Here is a 15,887-nt window from a genome sequence, read left to right as displayed (position 1 = left end):
ACGCGGTCGCCCGCCGGCCGCGATCTGCCCACGATGGACCCGCCGAGCGGCCACCGCCGGCGTGGAGTCGGCTCGAGGTCTCAGCCGCGCAGCCAGCGCGCGGCCTCGGTGGCCCAGTACGTCAGCACGGCATCCGCGCCCGCCCGACGGATCGACAGCAAAGACTCCAGGATCGACGCACGACGATCGATCCAGCCGTTCGCCGCGGCTGCCTCGATCATCGCGTACTCACCCGACACCTGGTACGCCCACACGGGCACGTGCACGGTGTCGCGCACCTCGCGCAGCACATCGAGGAAGGCCATCGCCGGCTTGACCATGACGATGTCGGCCCCCTCCTGCTCGTCCACGACGGCCTCGCGCACACCCTCTCGACGGTTGCCCGGATCGAGCTGGTAGGTGCGGCGGTCGCCGCGCAGCTGCGAGTCGACGGCCTCGCGGAACGGGCCATAGAACGCGCTCGCGTACTTCGCGGCATACGCCAGCAGAAGCGTGTCGGTGAACCCCTCGGCATCGAGCGCCTGTCGGATCACGGCGACCTGGCCGTCCATCATGCCGGAGAGGCCGAGGAGCTGCGAACCGGCGCGTGCCTGCGACAGAGCCATCGACGTATAGCGCTCGAGGGTGGCGTCGTTGTCGACGGAGCCGTCCGCCGCGAGCACGCCGCAGTGTCCGTGGTCCGTGAACTCGTCGAGGCAGAGATCGGTCTGCACGACCAGCGCGTCGCCGACCTCGACGGCCAGCGCCTCGGTGGCCACGTTGAGAATGCCCTTCGGGTCGTCCGCGCCCGAGCCGCGGGCGTCGCGCACCGCCGGGACGCCGAACAGCATCACACCGCCCACACCGGCCTCCGCAGCCTCCGTCGCGACCGCGCGGAGCGAATCCAGCGAGTGCTGAGCGACGCCGGGCATGGATCCGATCGGCTGCGCCTCGGTCAACCCCTCGCGCACGAACAGCGGCAGCACGAGCTGCCGCGGCTCCACGGAGGTCTCGCGGACGAGACCGCGCATCGCCGGCGACTGACGCAGCCGGCGCATCCTCACATCGGGGAAGCTCATGGCGCCAGCTCGTCCGCCGCGTGCGGGAGGGTGAAGCTCGACACCGCTTCGATCAGGGCGTCCACCGTCTGCCGGTCCGCGATGACCGTGATCGGCAGACCCGCCTTGTCGGCATCCCGCGCCGTACGCGGCCCGATCGCGGCGAGCAGCGTGTCGTCGGGGATCTCCGGGAACTGCTCGCGCACCTGAGCCGCGACCGACCCGCTCGTGATGAGGATCGCGTTGATGCGCCCGTTCTCGACGTCGCGCTTGATGCGATCCGTGACCGGTACGCCCACCGTGCGGTAGGCGACGACGCTGTCGACGTCGTGTCCCGCCTCCTGCAGCAGCACGCTCAACACCGGCTTCGCGATCTCACTGCGCAGGGCGAGGATGCGGCGCGGCTCGGTCTCGAGGGCGATCAGCTGCTCGGCCATCCCCTCCGCCGAGTTGTCCTGATCGGGGACCAGGGCGACCTCGTATCCGACCGCCTGCAGAGCGGCGGCGGTCGTCTCGCCCACCGCGGCGATCTTCGTGCTGCGCGGCACGACGGCGCGATGAGCGAACATCACGTCGACGGTCGTCGCACTCGTGACGGTCAGCCAGTCGTACACGCCGTCGGCGAGCTGAGCGAGCGCCACATCCAGCGCTGCCTGATCGGTCGTCGGCGCGAAATTGATGAGAGGGGCGACCACGGGAACCGCCCCCTGGGCGCGCAGACTCGCGGCGACGCCATCGCCCCACGGTCCGCCGCGGGGCACCAGGATGCGCCATCCGCTCAGCGGTCGGTCCTGCTTCGAATCAGTCATGAAGAATGCTCTCGGGAGACGAGGTCAGCCGCCCCCTGTTCGAGCAGCCGACGGGCAAGAGTCAACCCGAGCTCGCGCGCTGCGTGCATCGGGTCTGCACCATCGGCAGCATCCGCACCATTGCCACTGCCGTTCCGACGAATATACTCCCCGTTCAGCGACTCGGTGACGTCGAGCCCGATCCGACGGCCGCCATCGGGCGCATACACGACCGTCCTGACGCGGATCTCGTCGCCGGAGAGGACCGCGTGCGCGGCCATCGGCGCCTGGCATCCGGCATCCAGCCCCTCGAGCACCGCACGCTCGACCGTCACAGCGAGTCGCGTGTCGAGATCGTCGAGGGCGCCGAGTGCCTCGAGCAGTTCGGTCGGAGCATCCGATCGCGTCTCCACCGCGAGAGCGCCCTGCCCAGGAGCTGTCGGCCATTCCGCGAGACCGAGCTCCTCGCGACGCAGCGGGGAGTCGCTGCCCAGTCGCGTCAGGCCCGCCGCGGCGAGGATCACGGCATCCAACTCGCCCGATTCCACCCGCGCGAGACGCGAATCGACGTTGCCGCGGATGTCGACGACCTGCGCGTGAGGAGCGCGGATGCCGACCTGCGCGATGCGACGCGGCGAACCGGTCCCGACGGTGCTGCCGGAGCGGAGCTCGTGCAGCGGTGTGCCACCGCGGGTGATCGCGACGTCCCGGGCGTCGACGCGCGGCGGAGTCGCCGCGATCGTCAGGCCTTCGGGGATCGCCGTGGGGAGGTCCTTGAGCGAGTGCACCAGGAAGTCGCACTCCCCGGCGAGGAGCGCTTCGCGCAGCCGCGTGGCGAAGATCCCCTGGCCGCCGATCTCCGACAGAGAAGCGCGGTTCGTGTCGCCCTCGCTCGTGATGGGCACGAGCTCGACGCGACGGCCCGACACACTTTCGAGGGCGGCGGCGACGTGACCGGACTGCGCCTGTGCGAGCGCGCTGCGGCGGGTGCCCAACCGGATCGGGGAGGACAGCGAAGACGAAGTGCTCATGGGAGGCCTACTGCAGCACGTCCGCGATCTCGTCGAAGCGGAGACGGCGGCCGGTGTAGAAGGGCACCTCCTCCTTCACATAGAGACGTGCGTCGGTGTACCGCAGGTCACGCATCATGTCGACGAGGTCTGTGACGTCGTCGGCCTCCATCGGCAGGATCCACTCGTAGTCGCCCAGCGCGAACGCGGCGACCGTGTTCGCGATGACCCCGGTGAACGCGGCGCCCTTGCGACCGTGGTCGGCAAGCATGGCACGACGCTCGCCCTCCGGCGCGAGGTACCACTCCGGGGTGCGCACGAACGGGTACAGGCACAGCCAGTCCTTCGGCTCGATGCCGCGCAGGAATCCCGGGACGTGAGAGCGGTTGAACTCGGCGTCGCGATGCACGCCCATGACGTTCCACACCGGCAACAGGGTGCGGAGCAGCTCGGTCCGACGCAGACGGCGCAAGGCCCGCTGCAGCTCCTCGGCGGTGTCGCCGTGCAGCCACACCATCAGGTCGGCGTCCGCCTTGAGCCCGGACACGTCGTAGAAGCCGCGCACCGTGACCCCGGAATCCTCGATGTACGAGACGATCGTCTCGAGTTCGGTGGAGTCGGCCTCGGTCACCGGGGCGTCAGGGTTGCGTCGCCACACGGCCCACAGAGTGAAGCCGGACGGGTTCTCTTCGTGCTCAACGGACATGAATCCAGTCTGCCCCCTTTTGCGGAGTGGTGGCGAACGCCCGGTGTCGCTCTGCGGGTCTCGTCCTACCGTGTCCTCCGCGCAGGAGCGACGGAGTGGTCAGCGCGAGACAGCCCTGGCGATGACCCAGACGGCTCCGCCCACGACGGCGGCCACCGCGACCGCGGCCGCGACCGCCGCCACGGGGTTGCGGTCGGCGAACACGCGCGCCTTCGCCACGGCGCGCTTCGACGCCTTGTCGATGCGACGCGGGAAGTTGCCCTTGACCTCGATCGCCGCCAGGGCGGCCTTGAGCTCCGCGCGCGCGGATTCGCGGGCGTCGACGATCCCTGCGGGAACGGCGGTCTTCGGCAGCGTGTCCATCGTGGGCGCCGTCCGGCGCCGGGAGATCTCAGAGTTCGTCATCGCCGGCTTCCTTCACGATTCGGATGTCGTCGCCGACCGCCTGCGCGGGGTTCTGGCGACGGAGCACCTTGCGGAACTTCAGGATGCCGAGCAGTGCGAAGAACAGCACGGCGAGGATCAGGATGCCGAGCACGGCGAGTGCCGAGAGCCACACCGGCCACCACGATGAGAGTCCGGCGATCGCGAAGGTGAGGATGACGGGAACCGCCCAGAACAGGAAGAACAGCGCGATCAGGAACCAGACCGAACCGATCCCGGCGTCCTTGGCCGTCTTCGAGATCCACACCTTCGCCGCGTCGATCTCGGCCTTGACGAGGTTGCCGATGAGCTCGGGCAGGTCGCCGATCAGTGACAGCAGGCTGTCCTCGGCGCGATCGCGGTATCCGCGAGGCACGTCAGCTCCCGGTCTTCGCAGACGCCGACGAAGATGACGGCTTCTTGGCAGCGGGCTTCTGAGCGGGCTTCGACGCCTCACTCTTGGCCTCCTCCACCGCGTCCTCGGTGGCGTCGACGACGTCTTCCGCAGCCTTGCGGCCCGCCGCGACGGCGGAGTCGAGGCGCTGGCCGGCGGTGCCGTTGCCGCTCGCCGACTTCACGACCTTCTGAACGCCGTTCCACACCGCACCGGGGATGGCTGCGGCCTTGTCCCCGACGAAGTCCTTGACCTTCTCGACCTGCTCCTGCACCGGCTCCTGGTTCCAGACCTTCAGCCACTGCGTCTTGATCTGGTCGTAGCGGTCGCGCCCCGCGCGCGTTCCGATCACGTATCCCACGCCGAGTCCTACGACGAGTCCGATCTTCCCCTTCATGGGGTCTCCTCACGTTGTTCCGGTGTGAACGCCCGAAGGCGAACCGGCGGCTCGGCGCCGCCTGACAGGAGACCAGCGTAACGCCGTATGCCGTTTTCGGCATCTATAGCGGAGAGGGTTGACAGATCGCCGTCGAGCGGTCACGGACACGACGCGCCCACGACTGGAGCGAAGCGGCTCAGTCCCAGAGCAGCGTGCGACGGAGGCGGTCGGCTTCGCCGACGGCATCCGGCACGACCTGCGCAAGACCCGTGCCCGCCAGCCAGGCGCCCACCGCGGCGAGGCCGGGGACGGCCTGCACCGCGGCACGCGCGGCCTCTCGGCGTTCACCGGAGCCGATGATCGAGGCGGGCTGCGACTGCACGAACCGGGACCGGTGCGCGGCCACCAGGTCGTCGTCCCGCAGCGCGACACCGAGCAGCGCCGCCGCCTCACGGAGCGCCAGCCGGGTGGCCCCGTCGTCGTCGAGGGCGGCGGTCGCGGCCGGCTCACCCTGGGCGCCGAACGACACCCGCACGACGTGGCGGTCTCCTGCGGCCTGACGCACCCACTCCCACTTCGCCGTCGAGTGCGTCAGCGCCTTCGCCGTGTGACTTCCCGGCACCGTGAGCACCCCCGTGCCCCGCGGAGCGCCGCGGAGGGCCGACGCGCGAAGCAGCAGAGTCACGATCTCGATCTCCGGGGCGCTCGCTGTGGCGGTCGACGCGAGTTCGGGTGCGGCGGCGCCGAGCAGCTCGCGCGCTGTGGACTCCGCGGTCGCGACGATGACGCCGTCGGCCGTGAGCTCGACGAGATCGGCATGCTCATCGGCATCCGCATCGGTCAGCACCGTCCAGGCGTCTCCGTCACGCGAGACATCCGTGACACGCATGCCGGTGCGCACGACCCCGCCGAGCTTCTCGATGTCGGCGACGAGCGCGTCCGACAGAACCGACATGCCGCCGACGAGCCCCTCGACCGCTGCTCCCGGAGTCTGCGCCTTCGCGGCTCTCGCCGCACCCTCGTCGCGGAGCGCCTGTACGGCACCCGAGAGCGAGCCGACGCTCGTGAGGGCCGCGTTCAGCCCCGGCGCCGCGACGTCGACGTCGACGTCGTCGGGCGAGGCCGAGTACACGCCCGTCGTCACGGGCGCGACGAGACGATCCCGCACCTTGGCTCCCATGCGCGACGCCACCAGCTTTCCGAGACTGTGGCTGTGCCCGATCGTCAGCGGAGGGCGGACGCGATCGAGGTACGCGCGCCACACGCCCGACCACCCGATCACTCGGCGCACGTCCTCCTGGAAGGGATTGCTCGGGATGCCGAGGATGCCGCCCGCCGGCAGCGGCGCAGCGCCCACCCCCGGGATGCCGGAGACCCAGGCCCCTCCGGCGGCGGGCCGCACGATGCGGTCGGCCAGGCCGAGCTCCGTCACCAGAGCCCGCACATGCCCACCGCGTGTGGCGTAGCTCTCGGCACCCGCGTCCAGCACCACGCCGTCGAGCTCCGCCCGGCGGATCGCGCCGCCGACGGCATCCGACGCTTCCAGCAGCGTGACGCGCATGCCGACCTTGGCGCACTCGCGGGCCGCGATGAGTCCGCCGACGCCCCCGCCGATCACGACGACATGGCGGTGCGATGCGCGTTCGGCCAGTTCCGCGGGTTCCGGATGGGGTGTCTGATCCGAGGGGGCGGGCTCGTGGCTCATGCCTCAATCCTCCCATCGCCGCCTGAGCGGCCCGTCCGCGAGGGCCGTGTATTCACGCCTCGGCCGGTGCGACCTCACCCCGCCCGGATCCGCGCTTGCGGATCTCGCGCAGCACGATCTGCTCGGGGCAGACCGTGGAGAGGAAGTCGCCGACCGACAGGGCGAGCCGCTCGCCGACCAGCGAGTAGAGGATGCGGTTCGCGTCGCGCCGCTCGGTGACGAGGCCGGCCTGTCGGAGCACGGACAGGTGTCGCGAGATCGTGGGACCGCTGGACGAGAACCGCGCCGCGATCTCGCCGGCCGCCAGCTCGCCCTCTTTGAGGTCCTGCAGGATCTGCCTGCGCGTGGGGTGGGCCAGCGCGGCGAAGATGTCGGACGCGCTATCTGTCATGTTTGCAATATAGCACCTCTGCTAGATACTGTTTTGCCTGAGAGCTAATGAGCAAAGGAGTGCATCATGCGAGTCGCCATCACCGGAGGCACCGGGTTCGTCGGACGCCACCTCGCCGAGCGCCTCCCTGATGCGGTGACCGTATCGCGTCGCACCGGCGTCGAGATCGACGACGTCGAGGCGCTGACCGCCGCGTTCGCGGGATGCGAGGTCGTCGCCCACTGCGCCGGGATCAACCGGGAGATCGGCGACCAGACGTTCCGCCGGGTGCACGTCGACGGCACGCGCGCGGTCGTCGAGGCCGCTAGACGGGCAGGCGTACGCCGGATCGTGATGGTGAGCTTCCTCCGCGCCCGCCCCGACTGCGGCTCCGGGTACCACGAGACGAAATGGGAGGCGGAGGAGATCATCCGCGGATCCGGCATCCCGCACACGATCCTCAAATTCGGGATGATCTACGGTCCCGGCGATCACATGGTCGATCACGTCACGCGAGCCGTGCGCACCCTGCCCCTGTTCTGGACCGTCGGATTCCGGGAGCGCACGGCACGCCCGGTCCCGCTCGACGACGCCGTCGACGTGCTGACGGCCGCCATCGAGGGCCGCATCGCCGAGCCGACCGTCGCGGTCATGGGCGCCGACGAGGTGACCCTCGGCGAGGCGATCCGTCGCATCGCCCGCGTCGCCGGCCGGCGCCCCGCGTTCGTGCCCGTACCGCCGTGGATCGTCCGCATCCTCGCGCAGCTCACCGAATGGGTCATGGTCGTGCCCCTCGTCGCCAAGGCGCAGGCGCGGATGCTGACGGAGGGCGTGAGCGAGGCGGCGCCGCCCGCGCCCGAGCTTCCGCCCGGCATCCGGCCTTTCCGCTCCTTCACGGACGAGCGGATCCGCGAGGCGATGCCCGACGGCCGCTTCTCGCTCGACGACCTGCGGATCGTCCGACGGCTGCGCCGCTCTGTGCGAGCGACCCGCTAGCGTCGCGATCAGAGGGAGTGGGCGAGCTCCACGATGCGGGTGAGCTGATCGGGATCGGTCTCCGGCGGGACGCCGTGTCCGAGATTGAGGATGTGACCGCGCGCCGCACGACCGCGCTCGACCACATCGCGCACGTGCCCCTCGAGCACCGGCCAGGGCGCCGAGAGCAGCGCCGGATCGATGTTGCCCTGCAGCGAGGTCTCGGGTCCGACGAGCGCCGCCGCTTCGTCGAGCGGCATCCGCCAGTCCACGCCGACGCCGTCGGCGATGCCGTCGAGGCGCATGTCGGCGAGGAACGGTCCGGTGCCGACGCCGAAGTGGATGGTCGGGATGCCGATGCCCTCCAGCGCCCCGCGCGAGTGCGGGGCCACGAAGGCGAGGTAGTCGGCGCGGCTCAGGGAGCCGGCCCACGAGTCGAAGAGCTGGACGACGGATGCCCCCGCGTCGCGCTGGATCTCGAGGAAACGGCGGGATACCTGGGCCAGCCAGCCCGCGAGCCGATTCCAGGCGTCGGGGTCGGCGTGCATCATCGCCCTGGCGCGCAGGTGCTCCTTCGACGGTCCGCCCTCGACGAGATAGGCGGCGAGGGTGAACGGCGCCCCCGCGAAACCGATCAGCGGCGTCTCCCCCAGCTCGGCGACGACGATGCGGACCGCCTCGGCGACCGCGTCGCCGTCGAGGGACGACGGGTCGATCGAGGTGATGCGTTCGACGTCGGCCGCGGTCCGGACGGGGTTCGCGAAGACGGGCCCGCGACCGGGCTCGATCTCGACGTCGACGCCCGCGAGGCGCAGCGGGATGACGATGTCGCTGAAGAACACGGCCGCGTCGACGCCGTGCCGACGCACCGGCTGCAGCGTGATCTCGGCGGCGAGGTCGGGCGTGAGGCAGGCGTCCAGCATCCTCATCCCCACCCGGAGTTCGCGGTACTCGGGCAGCGATCGACCAGCCTGCCGCATGAACCAGACGGGGGTGCGATCGGGGCGGGGACCGGTGAGGGCGCGCACCAGGGGGGCGTCGGAGAGGGCCATGCGTCCATCCTCCCATCCCCCGCGACGACCGACCTGTGCGTGAGGAGGGGTAGACTGATGAGGTGCTGCTGTGTGTCACGGCGAGTCACAAGACCGCCTCCTTCGAACTGCTCGAACGCCTGAGCCGCACCCCCGACGACGTCGCCTCCACCGTGGTGGACACTGCGTCGTGCGTGCAGGGTGCGGTCGTCCTCGCGACGTGCAACCGGTTCGAGGCGTACGTCGAGATGGACGAGCCCGTCACCGCTGCCGGCGCCATCGGCGTCGAGGCCGTGCTCGAAGCGGTCGAATCCGCCACCGGCATCAGCACCTCCGAACTCGACGGCGCCTACGAGGTGCACTCCGGTCGCCGTGTCGCGGAGCACCTCTTCTCCGTCGCCTCCGGCCTCGAATCGGTCGTGTCGGGCGAGGGTGAGATCGCCGGCCAGGTGCGCCGCGCACTCAAGGCCGCCCGCAAGGAGGGCACCACCTCTCCCGAGCTGGAGCGCCTCTTCCAGCGAGCGAGCCAGGCGCAGCGCAAGGTCAAGAACGTCACAGCGCTCGGCCGCGCCGGTCGATCGCTCGTACGTCTGGCTCTCGAGCTCGCCGACAGCCGGATCGCCGATTGGTCGGCCGAGCGCGTGCTGCTCGTCGGAACCGGCGCGTACGCCGCCGTCACCCTCGCCACGCTGCGCGAGCGGGGTGCCGTCGACATCTCCGTCTACTCGCCCTCCGGCCGCGCGGAGAAGTTCGCCGCGAAGCACGGCATCCGTCCCGTCGCTGCGGCCGACTACGCGCGCACCGCTGCGCACTCGAGCCTGCTCATCACCTGCACCACGGCGACCGAGCCCGTGCTGACGCCCGCGCACCTTCAGGCGCCGGCAGGTACGGCTGCAGCCGGCTGCCCGGTGGGCTCGCACAGCCAGCTCGTCATCGATCTCGGTATGCCGCGCAACGTCGACCCCGCCGTCGCATCGCTCGAGGGCGTGGCCCTGCTCGACCTCGAGACCATCAGCCTGCACGCGCCGCTCGAAGAGCTGCAGGCGACGGATGCCGCGCGCACCGTCGTCCGCGAAGCCGCCGACACGTTCCACGTCGTCGGCAGCCGACAGAGCGTGACGCCGTCGGTCATCGCCCTGCGGTCGCACATCTTCTCTCTGCTCGACTCCGAGATCGAACGCGCCCGTGCCCGCGGGGACGAGGACGGCAAGGTCGAGCAGGCGCTCCGCCACCTCACCGGCGTGCTGCTGCACACGCCGACCGCTCGGGCACACGAGCTCGCCGCGTCGGGCCGCGCGGACGATTTCGCGGCCGCTCTCGCGACGCTGTACGGCATCGAGCCGGTGCAGCCCGCACAATCGTCGTTCGACGAGGACGCCGCGGCAACCGCCTGACCGCTTCTGCACAGAGTCCGCTTCCGCGGATTCTCCACAGCCGGCGCGCTCGCACGCCGTTCCGGGTCTCTCCCCCTCCGGATGCTTCATATCGTCGTCCCCATGACAAGCGCGGCCGATCCGCGCAGACTGGGAGGATGCTCGTGTCGCCGGACCTGATCGGGATGATCGTCTCCCTCGCCGCTTTCTGCGCGACCGTGCTCGGCGGCGTCCGCATCATGCTCGCGCGGCAGACGGCCGCTCTCGATGGACGGTTCGAGAAGATCGATGAGCGGTTCGAGAAGATCGACGCGCGATTCGTGCATCTCGAGGAGAAGTTCGACGAGAGGTTCGTGCACCTCGAGGAGAAGTTCGACGACAGGTTCATGCGCATAGAGGAGGAACTCTCCCAGGTGAAGGTGGCGATCGCTCGCCTCGAAGGCCCCCTCCCCCGACTGCAGCGACTCTGACCGGCCTACTCGGCGAGCGTCGTATCGCCCTGCCACACTGGAGACATGGTCCTTCACATCACCGGAGACACCGCCGCCGACGCTCTCCTCACCGACAACCCCCTCGCCCTGCTCGTCGGGATGCTGCTCGACCAGCAGGTGCCGATGGAGACCGCCTTCGCAGGTCCTCTCAAGATCGAGCAGCGCACGGGCGCTGCGGACGCCGCCTCGATCGCGAACATGGACCCCGACGAATTCCTGGAGGCCTTCAAGACGACTCCCGCCGTGCACCGCTTCCCGGGTTCGATGGCGACGCGCGTACAGACCCTGTGCCAGGACCTCGTCGACAACTGGGGCGGCGATGCGGCCGCGCTGTGGACCGAGGGAGACCCCGACGGTGCCGAAGTGCTGAAGCGGCTGAAGGCACTGCCCGGGTTCGGCGAGCAGAAGGCGAAGATCTTCCTGGCACTGCTCGGGAAGCAGTACGGGTTCACCGGGGCGGGCTGGCGCGAAGCCGCAGGCGCCTACGGCGAGGAGGGTTCGTTCCGCAGCGTCGCCGACATCGTCTCGCTCGAGTCGCTGGCGAAGGTCCGCGAGCACAAGAAGGCCATGAAAGCCGCTGCGAAGGCGGCCAAGGAATGAAACCCACGGGTGACGACGTCGCCGGACTGATCGCCCGGGCGAAGCCGGCCATCCGACGACGGGATGCCGAGACGCTCACCGCCCTCATGCAGGAGATCTCCGGTCGAGACCCGCAGACCTGGGGCACCGTCATCGGCTTCGGATCCTGCCACTACCGCTACCCCACCGGGACGGAGGGCGACAGCGCACTCCTCGGCTTCGCGCCGAGGAGTGCCGCGACGACGATCTATCTGTTCGACGGCGCCGAGGCTCATGCGGAGGCGCTGAGCGCGCTCGGTCCGCACACCACCGGCGCGAGCTGTCTCTACATCAAGGACCTCGAGGCGATCGACCTCGACGTGCTGCGCGGCATCCTCGAACGGTCCCTGGCATGGATGGAGGCGGGCGGCTCGCCCGAGGCGCAGATCACGGTCACCGGCTGACCCGAGAGGAACACTCGCACGCGGCGGTGCACCGCCCTCAGCGCAGCACCTCCACCAGAGCGACCCACGACACGACGACGGCCGACACCACGGCCAGCACGCAGCCGGCTGCGGCGAAGTACATGCCGGACGGATGCCGCATCAGCAGCGCCGTTCCGGCGGCGAGGTATGCCGCGATCGGCAGGAAGCCGATGACGTACTTGAGTGGCTTGGCCCGGTCAGCAGGGCTTCGGTCGCGGGCGATGAGCCACGTGGTGTTCACCTGGAACACCACGGCGACCAGCGCCGCAAGAATGGTGAGCGCTCCGAACCAGGTGTCGTCGATGCGCGGCACGAGACCGAGAGCCGACACCGTGAGTGCGAGGAGCAGCGCCGCGATGCCCGCGAGCAGCCGCGAGGTCAGGGTGCGTGACTTGACGATCTCGGCGATGTTGACGCTCGCGGCGACGATGACGAGGCCGGCGAGGGCCGCGGTCGCGCCGGCCATCGCGACGTGGAACTCGCTCCACTCCTCGATCACGGACATGGGGTCAGCATAGAACCCCCTCGTACCCGCGGACACGAGGGGGTTCACTCACAGCGGAGATCGCGGATCAGCGAAGTGCCGCGAAGAAGCTGCGGATGTCGGCGGCGAGCACAGCGGGGCGTTCGAGCGCGGCGTAGTGCCCGCCCTCGTCGAAACGGCTCCAGTGCACGATGTTCGAGTTGTCACGCTTGGCGAAGACCCGGATCGTCTGGAAGTCGTCGGCGAACACGGCGACGCCCGTCGGTGCCGCATTGATCTGCGGCTCGGCACCCTCGGCACCGGCATCCGCCCTGGCGTTCTCGAAGTAACTGCGGCTCATTCCCGACGCGGCGTTCGCGAACCAGGCGACGCTCACCTCGAGCAGGATCGTCTGCAACGGTACGAGCGACGTGCCGTTGCCGAAGGAGTTGAACAGCTCGCTGTAGGCGAGCAGCCCGATCGGTGAGTCGCTCAGCCCGACGGAGACGGTCTGCGGACGCGAAGCGTTCATCGCGTTGTAGCCGCCGACCGACTGGAACCACTGCATGTGCTCGAGCGCCGCGTAGTCCTGCGGCTCGAGCTTCTCGAACTCCGCCGGGTCTCCCGACGGGAACGAGAACAGCTGCAGCACGTGCAGCCCGAGGAATCCGTCGGGATTGCGCAGACCGAGCTCGCGCGCGACCATCGCGCCATTGTCGGACCCGTGGATGCCGTACGACTCGTAGCCGAGCCCCCGCATCAGGCGGTCGTAGGCGGCGGCGACCCTCGCGGTCGTCCAGCCGGACGACGCGAGCGGCTGCGAGAAGCCGTAGCCCGGCGCGTCGGGGATGACGACGTCGAAGGCGTCCTCCGCGCGACCCCCGTGCGCGACGGGGTCGACGAGCTCGTCGATGAGGTCGAGGTAGTCGACCGCCGACCCCGGGTAGGTGTGCGCGAGCAGGAGAGGCGTCGCCCCTGCGTGCGGGGAGCGCACGTGGATGAAGTGGAGCGTCTGGCCGTCGATCTCCGTGGTGAAGTGCGGGACGGCGTTGATGCGCTGCTCGGCTGCGGCCCAGTCGAAGTCGCGCCAGGCCGCGATCGCCTCGCGCAGGTACGAGTCGGGGGTGCCGGCATCCCAGTCGTCCGTCGGCGACGGCTGCGGCAGGCGGGTGCGGGAGAGGCGTTCCTGCAGATCGGCGACCTCGGCGTCGGAGACCGAGAGGGTGAAGGGGCGGAAGGCGAGTGTCGTGTTGTCCATGTCCTGACGGTATTCGCCTAATAGGTTGGATTCGTTCCTAATGCCAGAAACTCGTCTCTGGGGAAGATCATGACCGACCCGACCGCCCGCCTGCTGGCGATGCTGTCCCTGCTCCAGACCGGCCCGGAGCGCTCCGGTACCGAGCTGGCGGAGCGCCTCGGCGTCTCGACGCGCACCGTGCGGCACGACGTCGAGCGACTGCGCGACCTCGGCTACCCGGTCGACGCCACCCGAGGGTCGACGGGTGGCTACCGCCTCGGCGCGGGCGGGAAGCTGCCGCCGCTCCTCCTCGACGATGAGGAGGCGGTCGCCGTGACCGTCGGTCTCCGAGCCGCAGCCGGTATCGCCGGCGTGAGCGAGTCCGGCGCGAGAGCGCTCGCCAAGCTCGAGCAGGTCCTCCCTCCGCATCTGCGCCCGACGGTCGACGCGCTGCGGTCAAGCGTCGACCGCGCCCCCGAGAACAACGACACCGACGCCCCCGATCCCGAGGTCGATGCTGCCGTGCTGCGGGCCGTCGCCACCGCCATCCGCGGCGAGGAATGGCTGCGGTTCGAGTACGACAGCGCGCCGAGGCTCGTCGAGCCCTACCGCCTGCTGACCTGGCACCGCCGCTGGTACCTCGTCGGCCGCGACCCGCAGGCCGACAGCTGGGCGACCTATCGCGTCGACTGGATGGAGCTGCGGATGCCGACGCGGCGCCGCTTCACCCCGCGACCGCTGCCCGGCGGCGATTACACCGCGTTCGCGATGCGCACGATCGCCGTGAGCGGGTGGGTCGTCCACGCGCGACTACGGATCGACGCACCGGCGGAAGCGGTGCTCGACCGCATCCACGCCGCCGTCGGCGTCGTCGAGCCGGTCGACGAGAGCCACTGCATCCTCGTCACCGGCGCGGACAGCCTCGACACCGTGGCGGCGTACATCGGCATGCTGATGATGGACTTCACCGTCGAGTCACCGCCGGAGCTCATTCCCCGACTGCGGGTGCTGTCGGAGCGCTATGCGCGGGCCGTCGACGGGAGCCCCGCGACGACCGCGCAGCGAGCCGAAGTCAGGCGCCCTTGAGGCGAGCGGCCAGGTAGTCGTGCAGCTCGTCGATGCCGACGCGCTCCTGAGCCATGGTGTCGCGGTCACGCACCGTGACGGCGCGGTCGTCGAGCGAATCGAAGTCGACCGTGACGCAGAAGGGCGTGCCGATCTCGTCCTGTCGGCGATAGCGACGGCCGATGGCCCCTGCGTCGTCGAAGTCGACGGACCACGAGCCACGCAGCGTGTCTGCGACCTCGCGCGCGAGCGGCGACAGGCGTTCATTGCGGCTCAGCGGCAGCACCGCAGCCTTGACGGGAGCGAGGCGCGGGTCGAGCTTCAGCACCGTGCGCACATCGGTGCCGCCCTTCGCGTTGGGCACCTGCTCTTCGACGTAGGCGTCGACGAGGAAGGCCATCATCGCGCGGGTCAGGCCGAACGACGGCTCGATCACGTACGGGGTGTAGCGCTCGCCAGACGCCTGGTCGAAGAACGTGAGGCTCTGGCCCGACGCCTCGCTGTGACTGGAGAGGTCGTAGTCGGTGCGGTTGGCGACGCCCATGAGCTCGCCCCACTCCTTGCCCTGGAAGCCGAAGCGGTACTCGACGTCGATCGTCCCTGCCGAGTAGTGCGCGCGGTCTTCCTCCGGCACGTCGAACCGGCGCATGTTCTCGGGGCCGATGCCGAGGTCGACGAACCAGTTCCAGCACGCCTCGACCCAGTGGTCGAACCACTGCGGCGCCTCGGCCGGCGGCGTGAAGAACTCGATCTCCATCTGCTCGAACTCGCGCGTGCGGAAGATGAAGTTGCCCGGCGTGATCTCGTTGCGGAACGCCTTGCCGACCTGACCGATGCCGAAGGGCGGCTTCTTGCGGCTCGCCGTCAGCACGTTCGAGAAGTTCACGAAGATGCCCTGGGCGGTCTCGGGGCGCAGGTAGTACAGACCCGACTCGTCGTCGACGACACCGAGGTAGGTCTTCACGAGGCCGGAGAAGTCCTTCGGCTCGGTGTACTGCCCCTTCGTGCCGCAGTTCGGGCACGGCACGTCGGCGAGGCCGTTCTCGGCCTTGCGGCCCTTGCGCGCCTCGAAGTCCTCGATGAGGTTGTCGGCGCGGAAGCGCTTGTGGCAGTGCAGGCACTCGACGAGCGGGTCGCTGAAGGTCGCGACGTGACCCGACGCCTCCCACACGCGCTTGGGCAGGATGATGCTGGAGTCGAGGCCGACCATGTCGCCGCGTCCACGCACGAACGTCTGCCACCACTGCCGCCGGATGTTCTCCTTGAGCTCCGTGCCGAGAGGTCCGTAGTCCCACGCCGACCGGGAGCCGCCGTAGATCTCACCCGCCTGGAAGACGAACCCGCGGTGGCGGGCGAGGGCGATGACCTTGTCGAGTCGAGACTGTTCGGCCACGGTG

At 69.9% G+C, this 15,887-nt stretch carries 19 protein-coding genes; 6 read left to right on the top strand and 13 right to left on the bottom strand.

Translation table 11 applies throughout. The features are described from left to right. Positions 1-80: 80 nt before the first annotated feature. From hemB to RAC81_RS12175, 9 genes are all read right to left on the bottom strand, one after another. Positions 81-1,058: a porphobilinogen synthase gene (hemB, locus tag RAC81_RS12215; RefSeq protein WP_375082599.1), complete on the bottom strand. Its 978-nt coding sequence runs from the start codon at positions 1,056-1,058 to the stop codon at positions 81-83. Continuing rightward, a complete protein-coding gene (locus RAC81_RS12210) occupies positions 1,055-1,846 on the bottom strand; it encodes a uroporphyrinogen-III synthase (RefSeq protein WP_375082598.1) in 792 nt (263 codons plus the stop codon). Before RAC81_RS12210 ends, hemB begins: the two co-directional genes overlap by 4 nt. Then, a complete protein-coding gene (gene hemC / locus RAC81_RS12205; protein WP_375082900.1) occupies positions 1,843-2,838 on the bottom strand; it encodes a hydroxymethylbilane synthase in 996 nt (331 codons plus the stop codon). The genes RAC81_RS12210 and hemC overlap by 4 nt, the downstream gene beginning before the upstream one ends. Positions 2,839-2,863: 25 nt before the next feature. Beyond that, positions 2,864-3,541 (bottom strand): hydrogen peroxide-dependent heme synthase, encoded by a 678-nt coding sequence (gene hemQ / locus RAC81_RS12200; RefSeq protein WP_375082597.1) that lies wholly within the window; start codon positions 3,539-3,541, stop codon positions 2,864-2,866. A 99-nt stretch (positions 3,542-3,640) separates the two neighbouring features. Continuing rightward, positions 3,641-3,946 (bottom strand): hypothetical protein, encoded by a 306-nt coding sequence (locus tag RAC81_RS12195; protein ID WP_375082596.1) that lies wholly within the window; start codon positions 3,944-3,946, stop codon positions 3,641-3,643. Beyond that, positions 3,933-4,340 (bottom strand): phage holin family protein, encoded by a 408-nt coding sequence (locus RAC81_RS12190; RefSeq protein WP_375082595.1) that lies wholly within the window; start codon positions 4,338-4,340, stop codon positions 3,933-3,935. Before RAC81_RS12190 ends, RAC81_RS12195 begins: the two co-directional genes overlap by 14 nt. 1 nt (position 4,341) lies before the next feature. Beyond that, positions 4,342-4,755, bottom strand: coding sequence for a hypothetical protein (locus tag RAC81_RS12185; protein ID WP_375082594.1), 414 nt, complete (start codon positions 4,753-4,755; stop codon positions 4,342-4,344). A 178-nt stretch (positions 4,756-4,933) separates the two neighbouring features. Beyond that, a complete protein-coding gene (gene hemG, locus RAC81_RS12180) occupies positions 4,934-6,442 on the bottom strand; it encodes a protoporphyrinogen oxidase (protein WP_375082593.1) in 1,509 nt (502 codons plus the stop codon). A 52-nt stretch (positions 6,443-6,494) separates the two neighbouring features. Continuing rightward, entirely contained in the window at positions 6,495-6,833 is a 339-nt protein-coding gene (locus RAC81_RS12175; RefSeq protein WP_375082592.1) for a metalloregulator ArsR/SmtB family transcription factor, read from the bottom strand. A gap of 66 nt (positions 6,834-6,899) precedes the next feature. Here RAC81_RS12175 and RAC81_RS12170 point away from each other — a divergent pair, with 66 nt between their 5' ends. Next, positions 6,900-7,808 carry an NAD(P)H-binding protein gene (locus RAC81_RS12170; RefSeq protein ID WP_375082591.1) on the top strand — a complete coding sequence of 303 codons (909 nt, stop codon included), beginning with the start codon at positions 6,900-6,902 and terminating at the stop codon, positions 7,806-7,808. 8 nt (positions 7,809-7,816) lie between these two features. Here RAC81_RS12170 and hemE read toward each other — a convergent pair whose 3' ends face one another. Continuing rightward, the gene (gene hemE / locus RAC81_RS12165) at positions 7,817-8,839 is read right to left on the bottom strand and encodes a uroporphyrinogen decarboxylase (protein WP_375082590.1); all 1,023 of its coding nucleotides are present in this window, start codon (positions 8,837-8,839) and stop codon (positions 7,817-7,819) included. Positions 8,840-8,901: 62 nt separating this feature from the next. On the opposite strand from hemE, the gene RAC81_RS12160 reads away from it, so the two are divergent. The 4 genes from RAC81_RS12160 to RAC81_RS12145 all read left to right on the top strand — a co-directional run bounded on the left by RAC81_RS12160 (position 8,902) and on the right by RAC81_RS12145 (position 11,704). After that, positions 8,902-10,212: a glutamyl-tRNA reductase gene (locus tag RAC81_RS12160; RefSeq protein ID WP_375082589.1), complete on the top strand. Its 1,311-nt coding sequence runs from the start codon at positions 8,902-8,904 to the stop codon at positions 10,210-10,212. A 137-nt stretch (positions 10,213-10,349) separates the two neighbouring features. Continuing rightward, positions 10,350-10,661: a response regulator gene (locus RAC81_RS12155; RefSeq protein ID WP_375082588.1), complete on the top strand. Its 312-nt coding sequence runs from the start codon at positions 10,350-10,352 to the stop codon at positions 10,659-10,661. Between the two features lie 45 nt (positions 10,662-10,706). Continuing rightward, positions 10,707-11,282 (top strand): HhH-GPD-type base excision DNA repair protein, encoded by a 576-nt coding sequence (locus RAC81_RS12150; RefSeq protein ID WP_375082587.1) that lies wholly within the window; start codon positions 10,707-10,709, stop codon positions 11,280-11,282. Then, positions 11,279-11,704, top strand: a complete 426-nt coding sequence (locus tag RAC81_RS12145; RefSeq protein WP_375082586.1) for a DUF1801 domain-containing protein — start codon at positions 11,279-11,281, stop codon at positions 11,702-11,704. The genes RAC81_RS12150 and RAC81_RS12145 overlap by 4 nt, the downstream gene beginning before the upstream one ends. Before the next feature lie 37 nt (positions 11,705-11,741). Here the strand turns inward: RAC81_RS12145 and RAC81_RS12140 are convergent, their stop codons facing one another. Beyond that, on the bottom strand, positions 11,742-12,230 hold the full coding sequence (locus RAC81_RS12140; protein WP_375082585.1) for a hypothetical protein: 489 nt from the start codon (positions 12,228-12,230) through the stop codon (positions 11,742-11,744). 67 nt (positions 12,231-12,297) lie between these two features. Beyond that, positions 12,298-13,446, bottom strand: coding sequence for an epoxide hydrolase family protein (locus RAC81_RS12135; protein ID WP_375082584.1), 1,149 nt, complete (start codon positions 13,444-13,446; stop codon positions 12,298-12,300). A gap of 69 nt (positions 13,447-13,515) precedes the next feature. On the opposite strand from RAC81_RS12135, the gene RAC81_RS12130 reads away from it, so the two are divergent. Then, entirely contained in the window at positions 13,516-14,511 is a 996-nt protein-coding gene (locus RAC81_RS12130) for a helix-turn-helix transcriptional regulator (RefSeq protein WP_375082583.1), read from the top strand. Here the strand turns inward: RAC81_RS12130 and RAC81_RS12125 are convergent. Beyond that, positions 14,498-15,883 (bottom strand): glycine--tRNA ligase, encoded by a 1,386-nt coding sequence (locus RAC81_RS12125; RefSeq protein WP_375082582.1) that lies wholly within the window; start codon positions 15,881-15,883, stop codon positions 14,498-14,500. The genes RAC81_RS12130 and RAC81_RS12125 overlap by 14 nt on opposite strands. Positions 15,884-15,887: the final 4 nt, after the last annotated feature.

Origin of the sequence: Microbacterium sp. CR_7 (assembly GCF_041954755.1) — a bacterium.
Lineage (GTDB): Bacteria > Actinomycetota > Actinomycetes > Actinomycetales > Microbacteriaceae > Microbacterium.
Note: the sequence above shows the minus strand (reverse complement) of the source record. Positions and strands in the feature narration are given on the sequence as shown.

What these genes read in the sequence shown, in the direction of transcription:
- RAC81_RS12170 (WP_375082591.1), top strand. Translation starts at nt 6,900, where the DNA reads ATGCGAGTCGCCATCACCGGAGGCACCGGGTTCGTCGGACGCCACCTC.
- RAC81_RS12175 (WP_375082592.1), bottom strand. Translation starts at nt 6,833, where the DNA reads ATGACAGATAGCGCGTCCGACATCTTCGCCGCGCTGGCCCACCCCACG.
- hemE (WP_375082590.1), bottom strand. Translation starts at nt 8,839, where the DNA reads ATGGCCCTCTCCGACGCCCCCCTGGTGCGCGCCCTCACCGGTCCCCGC.
- RAC81_RS12155 (WP_375082588.1), top strand. Translation starts at nt 10,350, where the DNA reads ATGCTCGTGTCGCCGGACCTGATCGGGATGATCGTCTCCCTCGCCGCT.
- hemG (WP_375082593.1), bottom strand. Translation starts at nt 6,442, where the DNA reads ATGAGCCACGAGCCCGCCCCCTCGGATCAGACACCCCATCCGGAACCC.
- RAC81_RS12185 (WP_375082594.1), bottom strand. Translation starts at nt 4,755, where the DNA reads ATGAAGGGGAAGATCGGACTCGTCGTAGGACTCGGCGTGGGATACGTG.
- RAC81_RS12150 (WP_375082587.1), top strand. Translation starts at nt 10,707, where the DNA reads ATGGTCCTTCACATCACCGGAGACACCGCCGCCGACGCTCTCCTCACC.
- RAC81_RS12195 (WP_375082596.1), bottom strand. Translation starts at nt 3,946, where the DNA reads ATGACGAACTCTGAGATCTCCCGGCGCCGGACGGCGCCCACGATGGAC.
- hemB (WP_375082599.1), bottom strand. Translation starts at nt 1,058, where the DNA reads ATGAGCTTCCCCGATGTGAGGATGCGCCGGCTGCGTCAGTCGCCGGCG.
- RAC81_RS12130 (WP_375082583.1), top strand. Translation starts at nt 13,516, where the DNA reads ATGACCGACCCGACCGCCCGCCTGCTGGCGATGCTGTCCCTGCTCCAG.
- RAC81_RS12135 (WP_375082584.1), bottom strand. Translation starts at nt 13,446, where the DNA reads ATGGACAACACGACACTCGCCTTCCGCCCCTTCACCCTCTCGGTCTCC.
- RAC81_RS12210 (WP_375082598.1), bottom strand. Translation starts at nt 1,846, where the DNA reads ATGACTGATTCGAAGCAGGACCGACCGCTGAGCGGATGGCGCATCCTG.
- RAC81_RS12140 (WP_375082585.1), bottom strand. Translation starts at nt 12,230, where the DNA reads ATGTCCGTGATCGAGGAGTGGAGCGAGTTCCACGTCGCGATGGCCGGC.
- hemQ (WP_375082597.1), bottom strand. Translation starts at nt 3,541, where the DNA reads ATGTCCGTTGAGCACGAAGAGAACCCGTCCGGCTTCACTCTGTGGGCC.
- RAC81_RS12145 (WP_375082586.1), top strand. Translation starts at nt 11,279, where the DNA reads ATGAAACCCACGGGTGACGACGTCGCCGGACTGATCGCCCGGGCGAAG.